Here is a 20,401-nt window from a genome sequence, read left to right as displayed (position 1 = left end):
GTGACGGAACAGGACTTCAAGAGGGCTACCCTGTTGTCCAGAATGGCAAGCATCGGGCTTTCGCCGCATGTAGCGCTCATCGGCATTCTCCTGGTGCTGGCGCCCCAGGTGATTAAGAGCGAGTTCCTGCTCCACCTCATGATCTCGAGCCTTCTCTTCGGCACACTGGCCATGGGATTCGACTTCACCACGGGCTTCATTGGGATAGTGAACTTTGGATATGCAGCCTTCTGGGGCTTGGGAGCCTACACCTCTGCACTCTTGGCCGTCAGGCTGGGGGTGTCCCCGTGGCTGGGCATCATCTTCGCAACCTTATCCGCGGCCATCGTGGGGTTCTTTACCGGAGTGCTGACACTGCGCCTCAGAGGCATATTCGCCGCGGTCATGTCTTGGTTTGTGGGACTCAACCTCATGGCGCTGGCAACGCAACTAGTGGACCTCACCAGGGGCCAGCTGGGGCTCAACGTGCCACTATTCTTTGATACCGCCCACAAGCTACCGTACTACTATACACTACTGCCTTTCACCCTTCTCACCTGGATCCTGCTGAGGACAGTGACGCGGTCCAGGGTAGGCCTCGCCTTTAAGGCCATAGGACAGGATTTGGAGGCCGCCCAGGCCTCAGGGGTGAACCCAACCAAGTACAAGGTGATCAACTTCACCCTGTCGTGCGCCATCGCCGGGGCGCTGGGGGCCTACTACGCGCACTTCATGGGCATTCTCACCCCTGACGTCATGCACACACGGCACACGGTCCAGGTGCTTACCCTGGCCTATGTGGGGGGCAGGGGCAGCATCTGGGGGGGACTCCTGGCAGGCTTTGTCTTGATCCCGGCGTTTGAGTACCTGAAGCACCTGATGGAGCTCCGCCTGGTCATTTACGGTGTCATGCTCATCCTCATCATGGTTTTCTACCCCGGCGGGTTCAATGCCGCATACGAGGGCCTGCTGCGAAGGGCCAATCGCTGGCGTTCAAAGACGGTGGACCTGGGGTTAGGTCATGAACAAGGCAAGTAAGGGGTCACGGGTATACCTCATTGTTGTTGTGGGGCTGTTCAGCCTGGGAACAGGCATAATCGCCACCGTGGTCCCCCTTTTCGCAGGTAGAGTGGGAGGGAGCCACCTTGATGTGGGAATGCTGGGGCTCTTCTACGGCATTGCCTACCTGGCGTCCGCTATTCCCTCCGGGTTGATGTCGGACCGCCTGGGCACCAAGAACATCATGCTGGCAGGCATGGCGTTCACCCTTGCTTCCTACCTGGGATACTCCGCCTCGTCCACCATACCGCACCTCGGGGCCGCGAGGGTCCTCGAGGGGATTGGCTGGGCGACCTGGTGGTGCTCCCTTGAGGCATTGACCACTCACATGGCCACGGAGAAGGGATCTGGGAGGCTCATGGGGTTCATCAGTACTGTCTATGGATCAGGCTTTGTGGGAGGCAGTATTCTGGCAGGTCTGATATCAGCCGGCCTGGGGCATGGCTTTGCCTTCAGGGCGGCCCTGGCCTTGTCCCTCCTGGCAACAGTGATGTTCTATGCCTTAGTGCGGATACCCAGGCAGACCCATGACGAGCAGGCCCAGGCCAGCGCTCGGCAGGGGACGGAGGCTCCCCGCGGTCTTATGGCCCTTGTCCCCTACATCGTGGCAGTTCTCTACAGTTTCGCAATGCATGCCACCATGGTCCTTTTGCCCCTGTATGCCTTGGGCATCCTGGGTACCGAGGCCATGGTAGGCGTGTTGATGGCAACCTTCTGGTTTGGCCGTGTGGTAGCCTTCACCACGGCCGGGATGATGTCGGACAGGTACGGCTCCGTGCCCGTGCTCATGTTCGCCCTGGGGATAGCCGTTGTGGCCTCAGTGCTTGTTGGGACCCTGACCCATGGCATGGCGATGATAGCGTCTGCCTTCGCCCTGGGCGTGGGCCTGGGCAGCGTATTCCCGGCCTGCATAGCCCTGATATCCCGCTGTGTCCCGGCCCATCGCCGGGGGGCGGCCACGGGGGTATTCGAGACCATGGTGGGCGTGGGAATGATCGTGGGCCCGGCTACGGGTGGCCTGGTGGCCCAGAGTCTCTCCCCGGGCGTGACCTACTATGTGAATGCTCTGGTAATGGTTCCGGCCCTTTTCATACTGGCCAGGTGTCTCAGGGAAAGGAGGGGGTGCCCGGAGATCTAGGCCCCGGCAATGGCATTCAAAACCGCTAGAGCGAGAAAGGAGAGGGTCACGAAAATGGAAGGATCCACGAAGAAACTCGTTAGGGTGCTCTCCCTTCTTTTGATCGTAGCCCTGGCCCTATCAGGGTGCGGGGGCGGCGCTCCTTCGGGTGAGACTCCACCAGAAAAGGTGCTGAGGGTAGGTGTCATGGGTCCCTTCACGGGCCCGGCGGCGCGTACCGGTGATGAGTTCAAGGGCTCCGCGCAGATGGCCTTCGAAGAGATCGACTACAAGGTGGGGGACTACAAGATTGAGCTGGTATGGATCGATTCCCAGTCAGACCCTGAGAAGGCTACCCGGGCCTACGAGGAGGCCATCCTTCGCCACGGCATCCAGGCAGGCGTGCTGAACTGGCACAGTTCCGTGGCGGTGGCGTGCATGGAGGTGACCGCCAAGCACAAGGTGCCTCACTTCTTCGGGTACGGTGCGACCGAGGTGGTCAATGAGAAGTACGCCAGCGATCCTGAGAAGTACAGTTACTGGCTGAAGTCCTGGCCAAGCCCTGCCAAGCTCACGGTGGCCTACGCGACAGCGCTGGAGGAAATCGTTGACACCGGGAAGTGGACTCCCAAGAACAAGAAGGCGGCGGTCTGCGGTGAAGACACCGACTGGGGCCGCAGCTTCGGGGGCGCCATAAGGAAAGACCTGGAGAACATCGGGTGGACAGTGGTGACCGAGGAGTACTTCCCCATCGGGGAGACCGAGTTCTACCCGCTCCTCACCCGGTTTAGGGATCTGGGGGTTGAGATCGTGGCCAGCACCGCCACTTCCGCCCCGGCCTTCGCGGCCTTCGTGAAGCAGGGTCGTGAGGTGAACCTCAACGCCCTGGTCATCGCCGATGGCCTTGGCTGGATCGGTGAGTGGTACGAGCTCAGCGGCGAGATGTCAGACTATGTTCTGGACCAGATCCCTGGCTTCACCACGCCGGAGGCCAAGGAGTTCGCTGAGACCTTCGAGTCCAAGTGGGGCATCAAGCCGAGTCCCTCCGCCGGAGGACTCAGCTATGACTCCTCCCGGTTCTTCATCAAGATCCTCCAGGACACCCTGGCGGAGTATGGGGAACTAAACAGCGAGAACATACACAAGTTCGCCATGGATAACATCAAGGCGGGCACCATGTCCTTCACCGATGGCATAATCATGGAGGAGTACAAGTTCACGCCGGAGTCAATACCTGACCCGGTGGTAGGGAAGGGCTACTTCATCTTCCCGGTGCTCCAGTACTTCGGCGGAGAGCCCGTGGTGATCTGGCCTGATGAGTGGAAGGAAGCGGACATCGAGATACCGCCTTACATGCAGTAGCGGCAGCGGCGCGGGTGGCGGGAAACCCCTTCCCGCCACCCTCTTTACCAACTTGAACGCTGGGTGGTGTGGCAGATGATCCTCAGGACGGAATCGGTGGTGAAGAGGTTCGGGGGACTGGTGGCCGTTAACAATGTGTCGATCCAGGTTGAGGAGGGCACGATCTTCGGCCTCATAGGTCCCAACGGAGCGGGCAAGACCACGCTGCTCAACGTCATCGCGGGGGTGTACCGCCCGGAGGGCGGCAAGGTGTACTTCCAGGGAGAGGACATAACGGTCCTGTCGCCTGAACAGGTGTGTCACAAGGGTATAGCCAGGACCTTTCAGATAGTAAGGGCCTTCAAGGACATGACGGTGCTGGAGAACGTGATGGTCCCTGCCATCTTCGGGGGATTGGGACACCGCGGGAATCCTGCAAAGAAAGCCAGGGAAGTGCTGGAATTCGTGGAGTTCCCCATGCCCGTAGACACGGTGGCGAAGCATCTTAACACCGCCCAGCTCAAACGCCTGGACCTCGCGAGGGCGCTTGCCAGTGAGCCCAGGATGCTATTGCTGGATGAACTGGCGGCCGGGCTCACGCCGACGGAACTAGTGGACTTCACCTGTACCATCAGGAGGATCCGCGATCAGGGCATCACCATCATGACGATAGAACATGTCATGAGGGTCATCATGGAGATCTGCGACCAGATAGCCGTCTTGCACTACGGTGAGAAGATCGCGGAGGGGCCCCCGGATGAGATAGTGAAGAACAAGAAAGTAGCCGAGGCCTACCTCGGCGAGACCTACATCCTCTAGGGGCCCAGGTCGGAGGGGAGGGGACACGTTTGCTGAAGGTGCAAAACTTGGGTTCTGGCTACGGTCAAGTCCAGGTCCTGTGGGATGTGTCCATGGAGGTGGAGGAGGGCGAGTTTGTCGCCTTGGTGGGGCCCAACGGCGCGGGCAAGACCACCAGCCTCAGAAGCATTGCCGGGCTGTTGCGACCCATGAGCGGCAGCATCAAGTTCCTGGGCAAGGAAATCGGGGGTCTTCCCACCCATGAGGTGGCAAGGATGGGCATGAGCTTTATACCCGAGGATATGAACCTCTTCACAGGGATGTCGGTGAGGGAGAACCTCCTCCTTGGTGCCTTCGTCGTCAATGACAGGAAGAAGTCCGCCGAGTCCCTGGAGGCTATCTTGGAGATGTTCCCAAGGCTTGCGGAGAGGAGAAACCAGATGGCTGGCACCCTCAGCGGTGGTGAACGCAAAATGCTGGCCATCGCCCGGGGGCTCATGGCTAGTCCCAAGATCCTGCTGGTGGATGAACCCTCCCTGGGACTGGCACCCAAGCTGGTGGTGACTGTTTTTGAGGCCCTTCAGAGGCTGAGCAAAGAGGGGGCTACCATTTTCCTGGTGGAGCAGAACGTCAACACCACGCTCCACATTACCAACAGGGCCTATGTCTTGGAGCAGGGAAGGGTGACACTGGAGGGCTCCAGCAGGGATCTTTTGGTCAACGACCACGTGCAAAAGGCATACCTGGGCCTGGTATAGATTCGTGCCCGGGCATAACAGTACTACCCACAACCGCCACTTCGCCCTGGGGCGGTTGTGTCGCGAAATTTCCGAAGGATACTACCTGTGGCGTAGAGGATTCTCCAAAGGGACACCCAGTTCGCCATAGAAACCAATGGCTCGGGCACAGAGAGGCCCACATTGCCAGTATGGGCTCGGCACGGCAGGGGAGGGGAATGCCTTGGGTTTCTACCAGTACCTCAAGGATGAGGACCTCAACGCGATACATGCTGCCTCCATGGAGATACTCCAGACCGCAGGGGTGCTCTTTCACGACCCACAGGTGAGGGAGGGCCTGGCGGCTGCCGGCGCCAGGGTCGATGGCGAACGGGTCTACCTTGACTGGCGATTGGTGAGTTCCCTCCTGGAGAGTGCCCCAACCCGGTTTCTCCTCAGGGCAAGGGATCCCGGAAAGAGTGTCACTGTGGGCGATGGCACGTACCTAGGCCCGGGGTACGGGGCGCCCTTCGTGAGGTCAGAGACGGGGGGCCGGCGGAAGGCCCTTCTGGAGGACTATGAAAACTTCGTGCGTCTTGTAGCCTCCAGCCCAGTGCTGGATGTGAACGGAGGGGTCCTTGTGGAGCCCTCCGATGTGCCGGCCCCCCAAAGGCATGTGGCCATGATGGCCTCGGCCATACGGGGGTCCGGCAAGCCCCTCATCGGGATAACCAAGGGGCAAAGGGAGGCCAGGGACGCCATCACCATGGCCCGGGCGGCCCTGGGGGCTGGCGATAGCCCCTGTCTCATAGGTCTTGTGAATGTGAACACGCCCCTGGCGTACGACCCCAACATGCTGGGCGCCCTGGTGGAGTACGCCCGGGAGGGGGAGGCGCTCATCATCGCGTCCCTGGCTATGGCCGGCGCTACCGCCCCCTGTTCCATAGCGGGCACCCTGGCCCTCCAGAACGCCGAGGTTCTCGCGGGGGTCTGCGCTACCCAGGCCTTGAGGCCCGGCTGCCCGGTGGTATACGGCTCCGTGTCCTCCGTGGCCGATATGCGTTATGGCAGCCTGAGCATGGGGGCGCCGGAGGCATCCGCAATGGCTGCGGCCACGGTGCAGATGGCCCGTTACTACCGCCTGCCTAGCAGGACAGGGGGGTCCGTCACCGATTCTATGCTCCCTGACGCCCAGGGGGGCGCCGAATCGGCCATGGCTATGATGATATCCGTGTTGAGCGGTGTGAATTTCGTGCTCCATGCCTGCGGTATCCTGGAGAGCTTCATGACTATGTCCTACGAGAAATTCATGCTCGACGAGGAGTTTGTATCCATGCTCAAGTTCCTGGCCAAGCCCCCGTCCTTCGATGAAGAGGCACTGGCGGTGGACCTTACCGTCCAGAACGGTCCCGGTTCCCACTTCCTCACAACGGAGCACACGTTGAGACACTTCAGGGAGATGTGGAGACCGGGGCTGTTTACCCGGGGCAACTACGATGTGTGGAGGATGGCAGGCTCCAAGGACGTGAAGGACAAGGCCCGAGAGGCCTGGCAGTCAAGGCTCTCCGCGTACTCCCCGCCTCCCCTGGACAGCCAGGTTGAGGCCTTCTTCAGGGAAATGACGCAGGCACCGGTTGATCATAACGCTCTCTGAGAGGAGCAAGAGTAAGGAGGGAGACGATGAGGTCCAACTACAGGGTTAACGCCACAACCCAGTTCAAGGTGCTCAGCTGTGACCAGTTGAGCGAGATCCAGTCGGCTACCATGGAAGTGCTGGAGCGGACCGGGGTAAACATCTTCGACAAGGAGGCGCTGGAGCTATTCCGGAAGGCTGGCGCCAAGGTTGACAGGAACCGGGTCCGGATCCCATCACACCTGGTGGAGTGGGCGCTCAAGTCCGCACCCTCCAGGGTTGTGCTGTGTGACCGGAACGGCAGCCGCCGCCTGTTCCTGGAGGGGCACAACTCCTACTTCGGTCCCGGTCCCACCAACAACTTCACCATCGATGTCTTCACGGGGGAAAGAAGGAAGGTCAGGAAGGAGGATAACAGGAGGACCGGCATTCTGGTAGATGCCTTGCCCAACATAGACTTCGCAATGGACCTGGGCACGCCCTCAGACGTCACAGCCACCCTGGCGGACATCCACGCCTTCGAGGCTCTCTTGTCCAACACAACGAAACCCATCACGGCCTGGGGATTTGACGTCAGCGGTTACCAAACCATCATTGACATGTGCGTGGCTGTGGCAGGCAGCCTGGAGGACTTGAGGCAGAACCCCTTTGTGTGTCTTTACTCTGAGCCCAGTTCCCCTCTGCAGCACAGCGAAGAGGCCATCTCCAAGCTCCTGTTCATGGCGGGCCAAGGCCTGCCTGCGGTCTACACCCCCTGCGTGATGGCGGGCGGCACGGCCCCGGCCACCATGGCAGGAACGCTGGTGATAGCGAACTCCGAATGCATGGTAGGGGTTGTTGCCTCCCAGCTGAAGAGAGAGGGTGCCCCCGTCATCGTAGGCGGAGTCGTGACCATCATGGACATGGGCAGCACCGTTTTCAGCTACGGCGCTCCCGAACTCAGCCTGCTTCAAGCGGGGCTCACTGAGCTGGCCCACTACAATGGCCTCCCGGTGTTCGGGACCGCGGGTTGCACCGATTCGAAGGGCCTTGACCAGCAGGCAGCTATAGAGGGTGCGCTGTCCATCATGATGGCTGCCGAATCCGGAGCCAATCTCATTCATGATGTGGGTTACTCCGAGTACGGATCTACGGGGTCCCAGCTGCAGATGGTGATGGCCAACGACATAATCGGCTATGTGAAGCGAGTTATAAGGGGCATCAGGGTAGACCAGAATGCCCTGGCTGTGAACGTCATCGAAGCCGTGGGACCAGGAGGCCACTTCCTTGCAGAGCCTCACACCCTGGCTCACTTCAGGACTGAGACCACAAACCTGGACCTGGTAGACCGGCGGCGCTACGATGACTGGAAGGCCAGGGGCGAACTGAGCATGGGAGACAGGGTGAGGGAAAGGGCCAGGCAGATCCTGGAGACCCACAAACCCAAGCCCTTGGAGAAGGAAGCCCGCTCCAAGATTGACCAGATCATCCAGGATGCGGAGAACAGGGTAGGAAAATAACGGAAGGAGGAGGATCTTTGAGATGGCGTTTTTCGAGGAGATCGCGTCAGCGGTAATCGCGGGGGATCCCGCCAAGTCGCAGGAACTGGTAAGGAAGGCCCTGGATGGGGGTGCCAAGCCCCTGGACATCGTGGATCAGGGTCTCATGGCAGGCATGAACGTGGTGGGTGAGAGGTTCAAAAGGTGCGACATGTTCGTGCCTGAGGTCCTGATGGCGGCCAAGGCCATGAACATGGGCCTTGACCTGGTCAAGCCTCACCTGGACTCCGCTAGCAGGGCAGGAACCGGGACGGTGGTCATCGGGACGGTCAAGGGGGACCTCCACGACATCGGGAAGAACCTCGTGGCCATGCTCCTTGAGTCCAAGGGCCTGAACGTGGTGAACCTGGGGGTGGACGTTTCGGCGGAGACCTTCGTGAATGCCGTGAAGCAGCACTCCCCTCAGATCGTGGGGATGTCCGCGCTCCTGACCACGACCATGCTTGTTATGAAGGATGTCATCGACGCGCTCAAGGAGGCAAACCTCAGAGACAGTGTCAAGGTCATGATCGGCGGCGCCCCGGTAACCCAGGACTTCGCCACGGAGATCGGCGCTGATGGCTACGCCCCGGATGCCGTGACCGCCACCGACCTGGCCAAGGGCTTGCTGGGCTAAGGGGAGGATAGCATGATGAGATCTAACTACAAGGTCAACGCGAGTGCCCAGTTCCAGGTCCTGTCCATTGACCAGGTGGAGGAAATCCACCGGGCAAGCCTGGAGGTCCTGGAGCGTGTGGGCGTAGAGGTCTACTACGATGAAGCCCTGGCACTCCTGAAGGCGGCTGGGGCCCATGTAAAGGGTAACCGGGCCAGGATCCCCTCATCACTGGTGGAGAAGGCTCTCAGGACGGCCCCATCCAGGGTTACACTGTCCACAAGGGATGGCAAGCGCAGTGTCCGCCTGGAGGCCCACAACATCTACTTCGGCACTGGGTCCGACTGCCCGTTCATACTGGACAGCTACACTGGCGTGCGGAGGAAGGTCACCAAGGACGATGTGTGCAAGGCGGCGACGATCTGTGACGCCCTGCCCAACATCGACTTCGTCATGTCGCTAGGCCTTGTCTCCGACGTCCCCTCCCTGTCCTCGGACAGGCACCAGTTCGAGGCCATGCTCATGAACACGGTGAAGCCCATCGTGTTCACCGCTCACGATCTGGAAGGCTACAACGATATCGTGGACATGGCGGCGGCATCAGTGGGAGGCCTGGAAGAGCTGCAGGCGAATCCTACGATATGCCTGTACACTGAGCCCATATCCCCGCTGAAGCATGCCAAGGAATCCGTCACCAAGCTGCTCAGGACGGCCCAGATGCGCATTCCGGTAGTTTACACCCCGTGTGTCATGGCTGGGGCCACTGTCCCGGCAACCCTGGCGGGTGCCCTGGTGACAGGGAACGCTGAGAGCCTGAGCGGTATGGTTATCCACCAGCTGAAGAACCCGGGGGCCCCCTTCATCATTGGCGGTGTCTACACCATAATGGATATGCAGTCAACCATCTTCTCCTATGGAGCGCCGGAGTTCACCCTGCTCCACGCTGCATTCGCTGACCTGAGCCACTACTACAGGAAGCCAATATTCAGCACGGCCGGTTGCACTGACTCCAAGATCGTAGATGAGCAGGCCGCCATAGAGGCTGCCCTCTCGTGCCTCGTCGCGGCTCAGTCCGGGGCCAACCTCATCCATGACGTCGGTTACATTGAGTATGGGAGCACAGGCTCCTACGAGATGCTGGTGATGTCCGACGAGATCATAGGCATGGTCAAGAGGATCGTCCGGGGTATAGAGGTGAACGATGACACCCTGGCAGTGGATGTAATAGACCGCGTGGGGCCGGGAGGCCACTTCCTCAGCGAGGAGCACACACTGCGCCACTTCAAGAACCAAACCTGGTTCCCGCGGCTCATCGACAGGAACCGCTATGACCAGTGGGCCGCCATGGGCGCAACCACGATGGGAGAGCGCACCAAGGCCAAGGTGCAGGAGATCCTGGCCACACATAAGCCCCTTGCTGTGCCAGACGCAGGTCTTAAGGCCATAGAAGGCATAGTCTCCAGGGCCGACGCGAAGTACAAGGAGTAGTCCCTGGTAGCCAGGAAGGGACGCTCGCCAGGGCGTCCCTTCCAACCTAGCAGCCTTCTCATGATGTCACCCGCTATTGCCCAGGGATTTTGGGGGTTCTTGCCAATGGGGATCAGTGTCAGCGATTGCCTGGGGATAGGAGGCCTCAGGGAGGCCAAGGTCATAGCCGGCCAGGGGGGGCTCGACCGCATGGTGACCGCGGTGGACCTCATCGACGTGCCTGACGCCGCCTTGTGGTTCAGGCCAGGGGCGCTGGTCGTCAGCACCCTGTATGTGCTGAAGGATAATCCCAAGGCCCAAGTGAAGATGCTGGAGGACCTGGTGGATGCGGGGTGCTCAGGCCTTGTGGTGTTCTCCCCCGAGCGTTACCTGGATGCCTTGGATGAAGGCCTGGTTCACAGGGCTGACGAGACGGACTTCCCCTTGTTGACCATGCCTGACATGTCATATGTTGATGTAATCGTTCCAGTGCTCAGCGCCATCTTGGATAAGAAGGTCGCGGATCTGGAGTACTCCCAGATGGTTCACAGGCAGATGACGGACATCATCCTCCGCGGGGACGGCTACCAGCAAATTGTGGAAGCCCTCAGCGAGATGCTGAGGTACCCCGTGGAGTTATTAGACGCGAACCTCGTCCCCGTGAGCCGGTCAGGCGATTTTCCCGTTCCCAAAGCGCCGCCACCCCCTGCGGGGGTGATCAGCGATGTCAGGAGGAGCGGGCACCCCTGTTACTACCGGCCGGTGGAGGGCGATGAGGCACCCAAGGGGCACCTCCTTTTCCCGGTGACAGCGGGCGGCCGTTTCCACGGCCTCTTCATTGTCTCAGGGCTTGAGGACACCCTTGACCCCCTCTACACGGTGCCCCTGGAGGCTGCCGGCACCGCGGTATCCCTGGAGCACATGAAGGACGAGGCCATACGCGAGGGTGAGCGCAGGGCAGCCCGGGACCTGTTTGATGAGATACTCTCAGGGAATGTAAGCGGGCCTGTGCTTGACAGGGCCAGGGCCTTGGGTGTGGACCTCAGCGGGAGGCGAGCGGTGGTCGTGGTGGAGGCAGTGCCCTCTGAGAACGGAAGACACAGGTATCCAGCATTGTCCCCCGCGGCCCCCTGGGAGAGAATCGATTCCATAGTGAGGCTTGAGTGCCCTCAGAACGCCTCAACGCTGAAGAGAGACAGGGTTATCGCCTTCCTCAAGGTGAATGGGGCCTCTGGGGTAAGACCCCTGGCCCAGCGGCTGGAGCAGCGCCTTGCGGATGGGCTAGGGCCCCATGCCTTCGCGGCGGGCATGAGCCCTGTGGTCTTTACTGAGGAGCAGTTGTCCGAGGCATTCCAGCAGGCTGAGAGGGCACTGGAAATCGGCCTGCGGCTGAGGGGGAGGGGCTCCGTGGCGCTCTATGATGACCTCCAGGCCTTCCACGTCCTGGAGCGTCATGTCCCAAGGGAGGAGAGGGAAGCCCTCTACCAGGGGGCCTTCGGACCGCTCCTCGGGAAGGATGCTGAAGACGGAGGCGTGCTTGCCGAAACCCTGGAGGAGTATCTCCTTTCCGGCTGCCGGGCTTCGGCCACCGCTTCCCGCCTGTACATTCACCGCAACTCCCTCCGGTATCGCCTGAAGAAGATAGAGTCCATACTCGGGCACGACTTCCTGGGCGAGGAAAAGAGGGTCCTCTACTACCTGGCTGCGGTATCTCATCGCCTCTCCCAGTAGACACAGGCCGCCTGCAGGTGCCAGCATCTTGTGCGTCTTGCACCAACGGCCCCGCAATCGTTGGAATTCCCGCACAAAGGAAGCCAGTCCCTTTACTAGAAGACTAGAGGCGAAGGCCATACTCGCCATACCCCCGTGCCCTTTACGGTCCCACCTTGATCGGAGAATGATGTCACCCATTCATCCATATTGCACAGTGGCCCGGCTGTCGTGCCATGGAAAGGGACCCTCCACAGGGCCTCAGCAAGGATGCGGGCAAGGATGCTGCACCTTTGAGCCAAGCACCCGCTATCATCTCAGGTGACGAAGGGGGCGGTCATCAAGAAGAAAAGGTAAGAAAGGGTCACTGGAGATCCCGATTTCCAATGCCAGAAGGGAGGTTTCGAAGTGGCAGAGGTTGGTATGTTTGTCAGGAAGGCCAGCGGCCTAGTCAGAGCCTGGTCGGTTTTCGATGCCTTCATCTACGCCTTCTTCTCCATCAACCTCATCACGCTGGGCCTGTACATCTTCTCCTTCGCCCCCTTCATTCCCGAGGGACACCTGGTTATCGCTATCATCATCAGCGCCGTCTTCATACTCTTCGAGATAGTGGTATACGCGATGCTGATATCGGCCATGCCCAGGGCGGGCGGGGACTACGTGTGGCAGAGCAGGATGCTGGGAGGAGGCATCGGCTTTGTGCTGGCAGCCACGGGCTGGTGGTTCATCCTCTGGCACTGGGTGCCCCTGTATGCTTCAATGCTGGCCTACGAGGTTGTTGTGCCCCTGCTAACCATCATAGCGGGCTGGACCGGTTCAAAAGGCCTCCTGGGAACGGCCCTGTGGTTCATGGACGTTAACGGGCTCTTCCTGACGTGTCTTATGGTAATCGGCCTGGCCTTCGTCTACGTGGGGCTGGGAATGAAGTGGTATGCCCGGATCCAGAAGACGTGCTTCTACATAGCCATGGTGGGGCTGGCCACAGTGTTCATAGTGCTCCTGGCCTCCAGCAACAGCTCCTTCATGGCGTCCTTCAACTCCATGACAGCCAGCCTCTTCGGTGCGGAAGGGGATGTCTACTCCAGCATCATATCCCAGGCGGCACAGGAGGGCTACACGCCTGTGGCCTGGGGGGCCATGCCCATCTGGGCTAGCATGCCCCTGATACCAATGGTGGTGTTCTTCAACATGTGGCCAAACTGGGGGGCCACCCTCTACGGCGAGGTCAGGGGAGCCAGCGACTTCCGGCGGAACTTCAGCGGGATGGCACTGGCCTTGCTCGTCACCACCGTCCTGGCGGTCATCTTCCTTGCCCTCATCGCCAAGACCATCGGCTGGGACTTCTACCACGCGGCTAACTGGACCTTCTGGTCAGGCAGTTCACCGCTGCCGGTGTTCCCTTATCCTGGGCTCCTGGCAGCCTTCCTCACCCAGAACCCACTGCTCCAGGTATGGATAATCATTACCATGAGCGCGTGGTTCTTCGGGTGGGCAGGCACCGTGTTCCTGTCCTCAACGCGCATGATCTTCGCAGCGGCATTTGACAGGGTGCTCCCTGAGTGGGTGGCACAGGTTACCCCTAAGCAGAGGGTTCCCTTCAACGCCCTGCTGCTCCTGGCCATACCCTCCATCATCACCAGCGCCCTTTACTGCTACACCCCGAACTTCGCCACCTATACCCTGGACGCCACAGTGGTGATAGCCATCATGTACCTCGGGACAACCGTTGCCGCTATACTGCTCCCGTACAGGGACCCGCAGCTATACGGATCGTCCCCGGTAGCCCGGTACACCATCTTCGGGCTCCCCTGGATCGTGGTGGCGGGAGTGATCTTCATCATCTTCCTGGGATACAACCTTTACATGTGGATAGTCGACCCCGTGTACGGCGTAAACCATCCCACGTCAGCGGTTTACATGGTGATACTCTACCTTGTCGCTATTGGGCTGTACGTGGGCTCCAAGTGGTACCGCCGGAAGCAGGGCATCGACCTGGATATGGTGTACAAGAACATTCCCGTGGAGTAAAGGGATAGGAGGCCCGGTATGACCAGGATATTCTTCGCGACGGATGTCCACGGGTCAGAGGTCTGCTGGAGGAAGATGATCAACGCAGGCAAGTTCTACGAGGCAGACGTGCTGGTCCTGGGTGGGGACATGACGGGGAAGGCCTTGGTACCCATCATGCAGGAGGGGAACATCTTCAAGGTGTCTTTCCTGGAACAGGAGTTGACCGCCACGGAAAAGGACCTCCCCGGTATTGAGAGGATGATCTCCGACAGGGGGTACTACCCTCTCAGGGTGGACGAGGAGATGGTGGAGGCGCTCAACCAGGACAAGGAACTGGTGGAGAGGACATTCACCGGCCACGTCCTGGAGACGGCGGAGCGCTGGATGCGGTATGCGGATGAACGCCTGTCCCAGTGGGGGATCCCCTGCTATGTGTGCCCAGGCAACGACGACATGTTCGAGATAGACGAGGTGATCGACCGGGCCTCCCATGTTCACCTGTGTGAGGGAAAGGCAATTGAACTGGACAAGGACTGGACCATGGTGAGCACCGGGTGGTCGAACCCCACGCCTTGGGATACCTTCCGAGAGTGCTCTGAGGAGGATCTCCTGGTGAAGCTCGAGGAAGCGATGGCCTTGGCGCCGGGCATGGACAGGACCGTGTTCAACTTCCACGTGCCCCCCTTTGGGTCAAGCCTGGATGAGGCCCCGGAACTCGACAGGGACCTGAGGCCGAAGTTTGCCGGGCGCTCGCTGGTTCCCGTGGGCAGCCACTCCGTGATGGAGGTGGTGAAGAAGTACCAGCCCCCGCTTGGCCTTTTCGGCCACATCCACGAATCCAAGGGTGTCAAGCGGATCGGCAAGACCATCTGCATGAACCCCGGGAGCATGTACGAGCAAGGCGTGCTCCTGGGGTGCCTGGTGGACCTGGACAAGAACGGCGTCAAGAAGTACGTGCTTACCTCAGGTTAGAAGAACTCACGGAGGTGGCCCAAATTGGTTCAGTACTGGGAATCGCCTACAGCGATCAAGCACGGGCCTGGAGCCCTGGAAATCCTGGGGGCCGAGGTTAGGCGAATCGGGGGATCCAAGCCCCTCATTGTAACAGACAGGGGGGTCATCTCCGCGGGCCTCCTGGACAAGGTCACGGCAGTCTTGGACAGGGAGGGCCTGCCCTATGCCGTCTTCGACGCGGTGGTGGGAAACCCGCCTGCCACCCTGGTGGGGGAGGGCACTGGGGCCTATTTGTCCAACGGCTGTGACTCCATGGTGGCCGTGGGGGGCGGGAGTTCCATGGATACTGCCAAGGCCATCGGGGTGGAGGTCGCTCATGACGGTCAGATACTGGATTACGAGTTCGGCAAGACGGAGATCACCAAGAGGATCCCACCCCTTGTGTGCGTTCCCACCACCTCAGGCACAGGGAGCGAGGCCACACTCTGGTCGGTCATCACCGACCCAGACAGGAGGATCAAGTTCAACGTAGGGGGCACCCCTCTCATCGCAGCCAGCGTAGCCTTGATAGACCCCTTGCTGACCGTGTCAATGCCCCCGCGCTTGACGGCTTGGACCGGAATGGATGCCCTCAGCCACGCTATTGAGTGTTACACCTGTGCGTACTCCCAGCCGGTGACCGATGCCGTGGCCCTGCTATGCATAGAGTACGTGGGAAAGTACCTGAGGCGAGCCTTTGCCAACGGCGAGGATATCGAGGCAAGGCATAAAATGTGTCTTGCGGCCACACTAGGGGGCATGGCCTACGGGGTGGACAGCGCCGGTGCCGTGCATGCCATGGCGCAGACCTTTGGGGGCTTTCATGACGTGCACCACGGCTATCTCACCGCCGTCATGCTTTCCCCGGTCATGGAATTCAACTGGATGGGCTGGCCCGAGAAGTTCGCCCGCATAGCGCAGGCCCTGGGAGAGAACGTGCACGGGCTTAGGCTGGAGGAGGCTGCGAGACTCTCATACAAGGCCGTGGCGGAACTGGCCCGGGACCTTGAGATCCAGCCCATCAGGAGCACCGGGATGACCCAGGATGACATACCTGAGCTGGCCCGGCTGGCCTTCGAGGACCCCCAGACCGTGGGCAACCCCAGGATAGTGGACTACGATGGATACGTTCGCCTGTACACCAGGCTCTACAACGAGGCCTAGGGGGTGCCGCTATGAGGAGGCTGGTGGCCCGGGAGGACCTCTGCACAGGCTGCGGCACATGCCAGGCCATGTGCTCCCAGAGGGGTGATGCACCTGGCGTAAACCCCCGCTGGGCGGTGCTGAGGGTGAAGACGGCCAGGGAAGGCCTATCATGTAGCGTTGTCCTCTGCCGGCAGTGCGAGAACGCCTGGTGTGCCAAGGTGTGTGACCAAGGGGCCATCAAGATGGATCCCGGCGGGCCCTGGCTTGTGGACCCGGGGGCCTGCACCGGGTGTGGCGAGTGCGTTAAAGAGTGCCCCTATGGTGCCATGTTCCTAGGCGAGGCTGGGACAGCGGACAAGTGTGACCTGTGCGGGGGGCACCCCCTGTGTGCCGCCAGCTGCCCCGTGGGCGCCTTAGCGCTGGTAGAGGAGACCGTTCTAGTACGGGGGGGAAATGACCTTGGGCGGTCTTGAGGCCAGGATACTGCAGGTCGATCTTACTGGCGGGACCACGAGCTCTGAGACCCTCCGAGGGGATCTCCTGGGCTCATACGTGGGCGGGAAGGGACTTGGGGCGAGGCTGCTCTATGATCTGGTACCGCCAGGGAGCGATCCTTTGGGTCCTGAGAACGTTCTCATGTTCCTAGCGGGGCCTCTCACGGGCACCGTAGCCCCCTCCATGAGGGGGTGTGTCGTGGCCCAGTCACCCCTCACCCGGACCTTCTGCGATTCCTACCACGGGGGGTCCTTCGCCCAGGAGATACGTTACGCAGGCTACTATGGCCTCCTGGTGCGGGGCAAGGCCTCCGGCCCCGTGTGCATTGTCATAGAAGACGGCAACGTATCCTTAAGGGATGCCCGGGGGCTCTGGGGAATGGACACCTTTGAGACGAACAGCGCTGTCAAGGCCATGCTGGGGGATGACTCCTTCAAGGTGGCCTGCATAGGCCCTGCCGGTGAAAAGCGGGTGCGGTTCGCCATGGTCAGCTGCGAGTACAACAGGCACGCCGGCCGGGGAGGACTGGGCGCGGTGATGGGATCCAAGTTCCTCAAGGCCGTGGCCATCAAGGGCACCCAGAGGGTAGGGTCAAAGCGCCCCAGGGCCTTCATGGAGGCGGTCAGGCAGGCCTGGAAGGAAATCGCGGACTCCGGCTATGCCAGGGCCTTCAGGGTGGACGGGACACCGGGTTCGGTCCCCTATGCCAACGCGGAGGGGCTGCTCCCCTCCAGGAACTACCAAGGGGGCACATTCCCTGGCGCCTCCGGCGTTGACCAGGAAGCGCAGCGCAAGGCCATCTGGCTGAGGGATACAGCCTGTGCCTTCTGCCCCATCGCCTGCGGCAAGGTAGGGGTTATACGGGAGGGGCCCGGGCGGGGCGCCGTTACGGATGTGGTGGAGTACGAGACCGCAGCCATGCTCGGGGCCAACCTGGGCATCTCGGACATTCACCGCCTGGCCTACGCTGTGCGGCTCTGTGATGGACTGGGGCTGGATGGCATGTCCACCGGCGGGGTGATTGGCTTCGCCATGGAGGCACAGGAGAAGGGTCTCTTGCCGGATGCCCTGGTCAAGCCGGGGCTGGCCTTCGGGGACACCCAGGGCACGCTGGAACTCATAAAGGACATTGCCCACCGCAGGACCCCCCTGGGGGATCTCCTTGCCGAGGGGGTAATGCGGGCTTCGGAGGAAACCGCCCTGGGAGAACTGGCGGTGCACGTGAAGGGCCTGGAGTGCCCAGCATGGGGTCCCAGGGGCGCCCCGGGAATGGGGCTGGCCCTGATGACCGCTGACAGGGGGGGCTGTCACCAGAGGGCATTCCCCATATCCTATGAGGTGGGTGGGGAAGAGTACCGGGGGAAGAACCTGGATAGGCTCTCGGTGGAGGGAAAGGCTGCCCTTGTGGCGGGATTGCAGGACTACCTGGCAGCCTTGGACACCCTGGTGAAGTGTGACTTTGGCCAGTACTCGGTGTCTGAGGCTACATACAGGGCCATGCTCTCTGCCGCCACCGGCCAGGATTGGACCGGTGAAGACCTCATCCGGCTGGGGGAGAGGGTGTGGAACGTGACCCGCCTCTTCAACGTGGCCAATGGGTTTAGGAGGGAACAGGACTCCCTCCCACGCCGGTTCTCGGCGGAGCGCCTTCCGGACGGGCCCGCCCAGGGGCACCGGATAACCCCCGAGGAACAGGGTGCCATGCTTGACGAGTACTATGAGGTGCGGGGCTGGGATTCAGAGGGAAGGCCCCTGGAGGCAACCCTGGACCGGTTGGGGATTCAACGCGGCGGCGCGGCTTGACACTGACCCTAGACGACCGCAGGCTCCATAATGAGTTCGCCCTTGGCGAAGCGCTCCTCGCTCATGGTTTTGGCGGGGAGCGTTGTCTCCTCTCCCACCACCATCTGGGACACGATCTCTCCGATCATGGGGGAGAACATGAACCCCTTGCCGCAGCCCAGTGCGGTGTAGTAGCCCCTGAGGCGAGGGGATGGGCCGATTATTGGCTGCCCATCCGGGGAGATCCCGTAGTGGCCCGCCCACTGCCGGACGACCCTGAGAGAACCCAAGAGCGGCATGAGCTGGACCGCCTTCCGGGCCATCGAGGTAACGAAATCCAGGCTGCTCTTGTAGTTTATCCCCGCGGGTTCGCAGGGATTGCCGAAGCCCATCAGGAAGGATCCGTTGGGGGACTGCTGGCAGTATGACTTGTGATAGAACGACATCACCATGGGGCCAAGCAGGGGTTCCACCTGCTCGGTCACAAGGATCTGGTGTCTCTCCGGCTTCACCGGGTGGTTGAGTCCAGCCAGGGCTCCCAGTGAGGCAGCATAGGCTTCGGTGGCGTTGATTACGACGGGGGTGTCGATAACCCCGTTGTTGGTCTTGACTGAGGTTACCCGCCCGCCCTGGGATGTTATTGATATAACCTCGGTGAACCTTCTCAGCGTGGCTCCCAGGCGGGCTGCGGCCTTGGCGTAAAAGAGGGTGACCTTGAAGGGATCGACGAAGCCGTCCTCAGGGCAGAAGGTGGCCAGGGAGACATCAGTAGTGTTCAGGAATGGAACGATGGCTCCAGCGTCACAGCCAGTGAGCACCTCCACAGGTATGCCCAGGCTCCTCTGGAGTTGCACGTTCAACGCAAGCTGGCGGGCTTCGCTTTCTGTATGGCCCAGCAAGAGGTAGCCGCTTTGCCTGAAGTCAATGCTCTCGGGCCACACCTCCTCGCTGAACCCCTTGAACCTTTCTACGCTGCCCATTCCCATGAGGCAGTTGATCCTGGTGCCCCACTGCTGCCGTATCCCCGCCGCGCACCGTCCCGTGGAGCCTGCATTGAGGTAGCTCTTCTCCAGGATGACGACCTTCCTGACCCCCCTGCGGGCCAGGTTGTATGCTACAGAACAGCCGACAGACCCTCCTCCTATCACCACGGCATCTGCCGTCTCGTGCACGCCAGATCCCTCCCAGCGTGAATCTTCTAGGGCAGCCAGTGGAAACCTCCAGGCAGGGTGAAGGAGGCGCCCCGTTTCTACGGAATCTACCCTCAATGTGGAGGATTCTCCAAAGGGACCTGGTTTCCGGTGCAAGAAGCCACATGCAGTAATATGCCGGTGATCCGGGGTTACGTACGGCCAGGGGGGATAGTCAAGTGAGTGTTGAGGTGCTGGCTTGCCAGACAGTCAAGGACGAGATGGAGCGCTTGGTGGGAGCAGGGATAAAGAGAGAGTATCTCCCGTATGGCCTTCACAGGACCCCCGAGATGCTGAGGGATGAGCTGAAAGAGCGGCTCAGGAGCATCGACGCGGCCACGGTGATCCTGGGCTATGGCCTGTGTTCCAACGGTGTGGTGGGCCTTTGCCCGAAAAGGGGCCAGCGCTTGGTGATACCCCGTGTCCACGACTGCATAAGCCTTCTAATGGGTTCGCGCCAGGCATACTACGCCGAGTTCGGCAAGTGCCCTGGCACGGTGTACCTCTCCAAGGGGTGGATAGACTGCAAGGGAGATCCCCTTTCCGAATACCAGGGTTACTGTGAGAAGCATGGCGAAGACACGGCCAAGTGGGTGATAGAGGAGGAGTACAAGAACTACACCCGGCTTTGCCTGATCGACACAGGGGTTGGCGACCTGGAGGAATACCGCAAGTACTCCAGGGACGTAGCGGCCTTCCTGAACCTCCCCCTGGAGGAGATTAAGGGACTTGATACCTACTTCAAGAGGCTTCTGGATGATTCCCTGTGGGATCACGACTTCCTGGTTATCGAACACCCCGGGGAGGTCCGGCAGGCAATGTTCCTTTAGTC

17 protein-coding genes are annotated in these 20,401 nt (G+C 60.8%); 16 read left to right on the top strand and 1 reads right to left on the bottom strand.

The features are described 5' to 3' along the window. The 15 genes from AB1576_11655 to AB1576_11585 all read left to right on the top strand — a co-directional run bounded on the left by AB1576_11655 (window position 1) and on the right by AB1576_11585 (window position 18,400). The gene (locus AB1576_11655) at window positions 1-1,017 is read left to right on the top strand and encodes a branched-chain amino acid ABC transporter permease (GenBank protein ID MEW6082399.1); all 1,017 of its coding nucleotides are present in this window, start codon (window positions 1-3) and stop codon (window positions 1,015-1,017) included. Then, entirely contained in the window at window positions 1,001-2,176 is a 1,176-nt protein-coding gene (locus tag AB1576_11650; protein MEW6082398.1) for an MFS transporter, read from the top strand. Before AB1576_11655 ends, AB1576_11650 begins: the two co-directional genes overlap by 17 nt. 54 nt (window positions 2,177-2,230) lie before the next feature. Further along, window positions 2,231-3,517 carry an ABC transporter substrate-binding protein gene (locus AB1576_11645; GenBank protein ID MEW6082397.1) on the top strand — a complete coding sequence of 429 codons (1,287 nt, stop codon included), beginning with the start codon at window positions 2,231-2,233 and terminating at the stop codon, window positions 3,515-3,517. A 75-nt stretch (window positions 3,518-3,592) separates the two neighbouring features. Continuing rightward, window positions 3,593-4,315 carry an ABC transporter ATP-binding protein gene (locus AB1576_11640; protein MEW6082396.1) on the top strand — a complete coding sequence of 241 codons (723 nt, stop codon included), beginning with the start codon at window positions 3,593-3,595 and terminating at the stop codon, window positions 4,313-4,315. Window positions 4,316-4,344: 29 nt separating this feature from the next. After that, on the top strand, window positions 4,345-5,052 hold the full coding sequence (locus AB1576_11635; protein MEW6082395.1) for an ABC transporter ATP-binding protein: 708 nt from the start codon (window positions 4,345-4,347) through the stop codon (window positions 5,050-5,052). Window positions 5,053-5,254: 202 nt separating this feature from the next. Then, on the top strand, window positions 5,255-6,664 hold the full coding sequence (locus AB1576_11630; GenBank protein MEW6082394.1) for a trimethylamine methyltransferase family protein: 1,410 nt from the start codon (window positions 5,255-5,257) through the stop codon (window positions 6,662-6,664). Next, window positions 6,661-8,142, top strand: coding sequence for a trimethylamine methyltransferase family protein (locus tag AB1576_11625; GenBank protein ID MEW6082393.1), 1,482 nt, complete (start codon window positions 6,661-6,663; stop codon window positions 8,140-8,142). The genes AB1576_11630 and AB1576_11625 overlap by 4 nt, the downstream gene beginning before the upstream one ends. A gap of 22 nt (window positions 8,143-8,164) precedes the next feature. After that, the gene (locus tag AB1576_11620; GenBank protein MEW6082392.1) at window positions 8,165-8,797 is read left to right on the top strand and encodes a corrinoid protein; all 633 of its coding nucleotides are present in this window, start codon (window positions 8,165-8,167) and stop codon (window positions 8,795-8,797) included. A gap of 15 nt (window positions 8,798-8,812) precedes the next feature. Beyond that, window positions 8,813-10,264 carry a trimethylamine methyltransferase family protein gene (locus tag AB1576_11615; protein ID MEW6082391.1) on the top strand — a complete coding sequence of 484 codons (1,452 nt, stop codon included), beginning with the start codon at window positions 8,813-8,815 and terminating at the stop codon, window positions 10,262-10,264. A 105-nt stretch (window positions 10,265-10,369) separates the two neighbouring features. After that, window positions 10,370-11,974 (top strand): PucR family transcriptional regulator ligand-binding domain-containing protein, encoded by a 1,605-nt coding sequence (locus tag AB1576_11610; protein ID MEW6082390.1) that lies wholly within the window; start codon window positions 10,370-10,372, stop codon window positions 11,972-11,974. A 387-nt stretch (window positions 11,975-12,361) separates the two neighbouring features. After that, on the top strand, window positions 12,362-13,981 hold the full coding sequence (locus AB1576_11605; GenBank protein ID MEW6082389.1) for an APC family permease: 1,620 nt from the start codon (window positions 12,362-12,364) through the stop codon (window positions 13,979-13,981). 18 nt (window positions 13,982-13,999) lie between these two features. Then, window positions 14,000-14,935, top strand: a complete 936-nt coding sequence (locus tag AB1576_11600; GenBank protein ID MEW6082388.1) for a metallophosphoesterase — start codon at window positions 14,000-14,002, stop codon at window positions 14,933-14,935. A gap of 24 nt (window positions 14,936-14,959) precedes the next feature. Further along, a complete protein-coding gene (locus AB1576_11595; GenBank protein ID MEW6082387.1) occupies window positions 14,960-16,120 on the top strand; it encodes an iron-containing alcohol dehydrogenase in 1,161 nt (386 codons plus the stop codon). 11 nt (window positions 16,121-16,131) lie between these two features. Next, window positions 16,132-16,575 (top strand): 4Fe-4S dicluster domain-containing protein, encoded by a 444-nt coding sequence (locus AB1576_11590; GenBank protein MEW6082386.1) that lies wholly within the window; start codon window positions 16,132-16,134, stop codon window positions 16,573-16,575. Beyond that, window positions 16,562-18,400 (top strand): aldehyde ferredoxin oxidoreductase family protein, encoded by a 1,839-nt coding sequence (locus AB1576_11585; GenBank protein MEW6082385.1) that lies wholly within the window; start codon window positions 16,562-16,564, stop codon window positions 18,398-18,400. Before AB1576_11590 ends, AB1576_11585 begins: the two co-directional genes overlap by 14 nt. Before the next feature lie 8 nt (window positions 18,401-18,408). On the opposite strand, the gene AB1576_11580 is transcribed toward AB1576_11585, so the two are convergent. Beyond that, window positions 18,409-19,551: an FAD-binding oxidoreductase gene (locus AB1576_11580; protein ID MEW6082384.1), complete on the bottom strand. Its 1,143-nt coding sequence runs from the start codon at window positions 19,549-19,551 to the stop codon at window positions 18,409-18,411. A 197-nt stretch (window positions 19,552-19,748) separates the two neighbouring features. Between AB1576_11580 and AB1576_11575 the strand changes: the two genes are divergently transcribed. Beyond that, a complete protein-coding gene (locus AB1576_11575) occupies window positions 19,749-20,399 on the top strand; it encodes a DUF1638 domain-containing protein (protein ID MEW6082383.1) in 651 nt (216 codons plus the stop codon). Window positions 20,400-20,401: the final 2 nt, after the last annotated feature.

This window comes from Bacillota bacterium (assembly GCA_040754315.1).
In the GTDB taxonomy this organism is placed as follows: Bacteria; Bacillota; Sulfobacillia; order DUSP01; family JBFMCS01; genus JBFMCS01.
This window is presented reverse-complemented; position numbering and strand designations above follow the sequence as displayed.

Coding starts and splice junctions, on each gene's coding strand:
- AB1576_11650 (MEW6082398.1), top strand. CDS start 1,001: ATGAACAAGGCAAGTAAGGGGTCACGGGTATACCTCATTGTTGTTGTG.
- AB1576_11645 (MEW6082397.1), top strand. CDS start 2,231: ATGGAAGGATCCACGAAGAAACTCGTTAGGGTGCTCTCCCTTCTTTTG.
- AB1576_11640 (MEW6082396.1), top strand. CDS start 3,593: ATGATCCTCAGGACGGAATCGGTGGTGAAGAGGTTCGGGGGACTGGTG.
- AB1576_11620 (MEW6082392.1), top strand. CDS start 8,165: ATGGCGTTTTTCGAGGAGATCGCGTCAGCGGTAATCGCGGGGGATCCC.
- AB1576_11615 (MEW6082391.1), top strand. CDS start 8,813: ATGAGATCTAACTACAAGGTCAACGCGAGTGCCCAGTTCCAGGTCCTG.
- AB1576_11610 (MEW6082390.1), top strand. CDS start 10,370: ATGGGGATCAGTGTCAGCGATTGCCTGGGGATAGGAGGCCTCAGGGAG.
- AB1576_11600 (MEW6082388.1), top strand. CDS start 14,000: ATGACCAGGATATTCTTCGCGACGGATGTCCACGGGTCAGAGGTCTGC.
- AB1576_11590 (MEW6082386.1), top strand. CDS start 16,132: ATGAGGAGGCTGGTGGCCCGGGAGGACCTCTGCACAGGCTGCGGCACA.